Raw genomic sequence first — 6,060 nt, 5'->3', positions numbered from 1 at the left:
ATTACCGATTTTATTTGTCCATACACTTCTTCTAAGTCCATTACCACTATCGTCACAAGCTTCGTTGACAACGTCCCATTCTGCGATTTTTCCCTTAAAATGATCCATAGTCTTGGTAATGTGGTTATTCATGGCTGAAATCAGTCCATCACGACTTCCACTCCAATTATTCATCCATCCAGGAAGTTGAGCATGCCATACAAGAGTATGTCCACGCACTTTTTTATTGTTACTTATAGCATAGTTAACCAATTTATCGCCGTTTGTAAAGTTGAAATTATTTTGTGAAGGCTCTATAGCATCAACTTTCATCTCATTCTCAGCTACAACCATTCCAAATTCGCTATTGAGAATATTAGCATACGTTGTACCTGTTGTATTTGAGAACCATTGACTGTTAACACATGTGCCAAATGTTATTCCCTTGGCTGCAGCTAATTGATGCAAAGCTGTTCCTGAGGCTGTAGGAATAGGGGTTGGTGTCACCACACGTGTTGGAGTTGGGGTCGATGCTCGTGTCGGAGTTGGTACAGGCGTATTGTTTGGAGAACTGATTACAGTATTAAACTTGGAAGCAATAATAATAACATCGGACATATTTATTGCTCCATCATTGTTCAGGTCATATGACGGATCATATTTACTTTCTCCGATTACCGAACCGAATGCCTTAGCCAAAAGAATTACATCGGCCATATTTATAATGCCGTCTTTATTCAAATCCCCTGAAGTAGTGGTCACAGGTATTGTTGGTATCGATGTATTTACAGCACTACCCGAAAATGAAAACCAATCAATATTTACTGGGCCGGAGAATACCAGATAAAGGTCATTTACTCCTGTTACTTTATTTATGCTGCAAATCTGTTCCTGATATGTATTCCAGTCTCCTGTGGCTTCCACCGATAGTGTGCCTATAAGAGTGCCGGCAGGACCATTCAATCGCAACTCGATTTTGGAAGTAAGTTCGCCTGCAACAAGAGCCTTAAAAGAAGTTGCTCCGCTTCCAAAGTCTATCTTGTTATATACCAGGTAATTGCCACTTTCTATATAACCCAGACCGCTGCCATTAGTGGTAGTTATTGTTTCAATTGTCGAAGAATTAATGCTGTTATACTTCTCTGCTTCTATCTGCGTAAAGGCCGATCTAGGTCCAGGCGTAGGTTCTGCAGGTTTTGTAGGTGTAGGAGTAGAGGTAACTGCAGGGCCTGGAGTAGCTTGGCTTCCAGGATAATTTCTGATTAGTCCCAAATCCCATATAAGCTTTTGGTAGTCACCAGATAGGCTTAATGTGCCCTGGATGAGAAAATCAACATGGTTTATATCATCAATCTCCAGCTTCTGGTTATATCCTGTACGTATAAGTTCACCATGGGAAACATTAGTAGTCCACTTAGTAGCTGAATTATATTTAGTAAGATTTCCTCTCCATGCCCATTTTTCTGCAACCTGTGTCCATGGTCCCCCAGCACTTGATGATGTCCACAACTCATAATATCTTCCATCTTTCATGTCTTCGATAAGCAAATAGTATTTTCCGTCAGCAAGGGATTTATAAACCTCAGCACCTTCAAAAACTCCAGACATGGCTACAGTGGGTGCACTCCAACCTTTAGGAAAGTTTGAAAGGGACGTTTTACGCATATAAAGCCTGCCTGAGCCGTCATCCGGTGTATTGTACATATAAGCGTTTTGATCGTCACAGATGATGAAATAATCCCACCCCATATTCCCGGATATACCGAAGGATTGCGGCCCTTTCCATGAACTTGGGTCAGCTATGTTAGTCGTAGTTGAATAAGCAGCTCCATATGTACCATCCTGATAGACAAGATACCATAATTTCTGAGGCTCGAAATAAAATACTTCCGGTGCACAAAAATAACTTTCTCCTATTTTGCTCATATAGGTACGTTTGGCATTTTTTAGTTCGGGAATTGTGCTTGCGGATGTATAAAGCATCTGCCACCCACCGCCTTGATTTGCACCGGTATAGAACACGTGGTATTTACCCTCATAGTAAACAATAGTCGGGTCTTTTGCCCCATAATAATCGTAGGGTGGCAACTCACGGTGAAAAATTACCGGTTCATCTACTGTCCATGAGGGATTAGGATTCGCAGCTGCATTCAATACAGTACCGAACATTAGTAACATAAAAATCAATCCAAAAATAATTGAAAAACTTCTTTTAATAAAACATTTCATATTTTGACCTCTCCTTCTTATTATCATTTTTCCAAGTCAGATTTGATAGCCTTATACCAGACATCTGCCATCTTATTGTAACCTGCCGCATTAGGATGAACTCCATCCGCCAGATCGGAGACGGTAAGTGCCGAGTACATGTCCACCATATATACAGGTTTGCCTTGATTTGACTTATTTTGGACAATTCCCGCAATTTGAGTGTTATATGATTTTACATCTGCATAGCTCAGCGGGATAATAGTAGCTACATAAAGCTTCCCTCCTGATGGTAATTTGGTACAAATCTTGTCAATTAATCCACTTAGCCTAGCAGGAGCATTATTCAAATCGTATTTTTGGGAAATATCATTTGTGCCAATATGCAACAACACAATTTTAGGTTTGTATGTATCCATCCATGAATTAATATTTGTATCAATCTGGTCTATTCTCCATCCTGAATGTCCTTCATGATCCTTATCTCCAAGTTCTGCAGGCCCGTTTGACAGAGAGCCTACAAAATCCACAATGAGCCCATCATTTGTAATACTCTTCCAAAGTTTAATCCTGTACCCACCAGGCACATTGAGTCCATCGGTTATCGAATCACCCAAAGGTAATACCTTTGTGGTAACTTTTAAACTTGGAATGGGGGTTGGTGGACTGGTCGGAGTTGGAGTTGGTGCTTTTGTGGAAGTTGGAGATGCTTTTGTTGGAGTAGCTGTTTCGACAGTTACTGTTCTACCGAAATTTGCCGCAATAACTATAACATCAGACATGTTTATTACGCCGTCACCATTCAGGTCATAAGCTGCAGTATATTTTAAATCTCCTCTTACTACATTAAAAGCACTTGCTAAAAGTATAACATCTGACATGTTTATCGCACCGTCATTGTTGAGATCTCCCTTGGCAGTAACAACTGGATTTGGTGTCTGGGTTGGCGTGTTGATGGGTTTTGTAGTCGGTGTGTTGGTGGGTTTTGTAGTCGGTGTATCGATGGGTGCTGCCGATGCAGCGGCTAAATATTGCTTCAACCAGGTAAGTGCAGGACGCTCCTGACCAGATGTGGATATTAAATGTGTATTGTTTATCCATGTCGTGCCCTGTATATACCCCCACAATGTTATACCTTTAACATATTGGCTTTCATATAAAACAGGGAATTTTTCTTTATATCTATTTAGCTGCGTAGCGTCATCACCTGTCATGTCAAGCTCAGATACATATATGGGCAGCCCAGTTGCACCCAATGTATTTAAAACACTCTTCATTGTATTTGTGGAAACATTATCCATATTAAACTGATGACACTGTATTCCTATTCCGTCTACTAGACCTTTATCCTTTAAAATATTTATGATCTTGACATAATTGTTTGTTGCATTGGGGTCGCTAATTATTCCGTATTCGTTTATAAGCAGTTTGGAATTGGGAAATGCTTTCCTTGCCTGTTCAAATGACCAAACAATCCAATCCCATCCTGTTGAGCCGCTTCCTCCAATAGCATTTCTATAGGATGCTGGTGCATGTAAAGGTTCATTAACAACATCTACAAACTCTGCATCGGGATATTTTGCACCGGCTGCCTCAATCCAATTTGTTACCGATGTTTTCTGGTCAGCTGCTGAAAGGCTGCCTATCCATGATGGTTCCTGACTTCCCCAGACAAGAGTATGAAATTTGAACGGGAATCCATTAGTTTTGCAGTATTTGTAAATCAGGTCAACATTGCTCCAGTTTCTATTTCCGCGGCTGTATTCTACACTACCCCATTTACTTGCGTTCTCGGGCGTTGCCTGATTCCAGTAAGTTGCATAGTTTGATGGGACACTGCCTGCGATGATATTACCTACCCACTTTGGGCCTTTTGCCATTGCTGCCTCTGCATTTCCAGCCGGTAAAATCATACAGCAAAGAACTGCTGAACATAAAATACCTAAAATGCACTTTTTAATTTTAGAAAGACTCGATAAAATACCCATTTACATTTCCCCCCTATAACAAGTAATAGTTTAAGAATTTCATAATACATATTCGGTATACATATTTATTTTCAGTTAGGAATTTGATTGACCTGCAAATTTTTTTTAGTAATGTTTTATCAATCTGTACTCAGAACCAAAGTAAGACCTTGCATTCTATTGTTTGCAAGGTCTTATGATATTTAAGTCCATTTCTTTTATTTACGCCACAATATTTACAAAAACTATTTCAATACCGCATTAAAATTTACTGCAATAATAATAACTTCTTGCATATTTATAACACCGTCATTGTTCAAATCATATGCCGGCTTATACTTTAAATCACCCTTGACCGAATTGAAACTTAATGCTAAAAGTATAACGTCTGACATGTTTACTATACCGTCACCGTTAATATCCCCAGTAAGAATCGGTTTTGTTGTTGGTATGTTTGTCGGTGTGCTTGTTGGTGTTGGTGTGCTTGTTGGCGTTGGTGTGCTTAAAGTTTGATTAAACTTCCACCAGCCAAAGTTAAATAAATAATCGCTACCACCTGTAAATTTAAAGAACACATCATGAACACCTGTTGCACCGCTAACTGAACATGTTTTGGTTGTCCATGTCTGCCATCCGCCAGTTCCGTCCACTTTACAAGTACCAACCAATTTACCTGTCTGGCTATCCAATCTAATTTCAATATTTCCTCCCTGTGTACTGCTTGCTACTCTGGCATCAAAACTGGCTGCACCACTGGTGCCAAAATCTACCCCTTTAATCTGGATCCAGTCTCCGTTTTGTATTGAACTAACATTTCGTCCACCTTCACTGAATGCTTCAGTTTCAGTACCAGACTCCTTGTACATGTTTACAGCTGTATTCTTAACATAAGGATCTACGTATTTGAGTTGTTTCAAGCCGTCTACTGTTGGAACTACCTGCTTAATAGTACCGTCTGCATTATAAAACATCTCATCGATAGCCGCATTTCTTTGATAATTAGTTTCTACTCCTCGTTGTTTACCTAAATTTCTGTTGTGGTATACACAATACCATTTATCTTTAAACTTCAAAGTAACAGCATGATTATTGTTATTATAATTGTCTGGAGGTTGTGGTAGTATAACTCCCTTATATGTAAAACCTGAGGTAGGACTATCGCTCATCATATACTCAATCTTGGAAGCACCCTGAGTAAAATCGCTGGCGTATGAAAAATAATACTTTCCATTATACTTATGCATCCAAGCAGCTTCAAAAAAACGAGGGGCACTCATTGTTATCGCTGATCCTACAGTACTTATCATATCACTGCCCAACTTGATAACTCTTATATTATTTTGTCCGTTTCCTCCAAAATACATATATGCTTGTCCGTCATCATCAACAAAAACACCCGGGTCAAACAACCACATATTGGTTGCCGGTTGTACTCCAGCAGTATTCATGGTTACAAGAGCTGTTGAACGAGGATCTTTAAATGGACCTGTTGGACTGTCACTTACTGCTACGCCAATACCGTTTCCTCCGTTGCCGTAGTACAAATAAAACTTATTATTGCGATATACAATTGATGGTGCCCAAGAAACTCCAGCCCATTTTGAATCTGCTTTGGCATTAAAAACCTCTCCATGGTCGGTCCAGTTCTTCAAATCATCTGTTGATATACATGTTATATCAGGAATATTGTAAGTTGACTGACCGGCTGTAAGATCTGCGTCGTGTGACAAGTAAACATAAAGGCGCCCGTTATACTCTACTGCGGTAGGGTCCGCTGTATAACGCTGAGAGAAAATCGGATAATCTGCAAAACTTTTTGCCGGAAAAAGAGTCATCAAAATACTGCAGATACAAACTACTAGCCATACCTTTTTTAAACTTTTAATCATAATAAACTCTCCTCTTA

General features: G+C 39.6%; 3 protein-coding genes. All 3 read right to left on the bottom strand.

The genetic code is table 11. The features are described 5' to 3' along the window. The coding region (locus tag VIO64_RS04340; RefSeq protein WP_331915532.1) for a non-reducing end alpha-L-arabinofuranosidase family hydrolase at positions 1–2,208 on the bottom strand (2,208 nt) is incomplete at its 3' end. 23 nt (positions 2,209–2,231) lie between these two features. Further along, positions 2,232–4,175 (bottom strand): endo-1,4-beta-xylanase, encoded by a 1,944-nt coding sequence (locus tag VIO64_RS04335; RefSeq protein WP_331915530.1) that lies wholly within the window; start codon positions 4,173–4,175, stop codon positions 2,232–2,234. Positions 4,176–4,399: 224 nt separating this feature from the next. Then, positions 4,400–6,043 (bottom strand): family 43 glycosylhydrolase, encoded by a 1,644-nt coding sequence (locus tag VIO64_RS04330; RefSeq protein WP_331915528.1) that lies wholly within the window; start codon positions 6,041–6,043, stop codon positions 4,400–4,402. Positions 6,044–6,060: the final 17 nt, after the last annotated feature.

This window comes from Pseudobacteroides sp., from assembly GCF_036567765.1.
Classification (GTDB): domain Bacteria; phylum Bacillota; class Clostridia; order Acetivibrionales; family DSM-2933; genus Pseudobacteroides.
The sequence above is the reverse complement of the archived record's forward strand: the minus strand, read 5'-3'. Positions and strand labels throughout refer to the sequence as shown.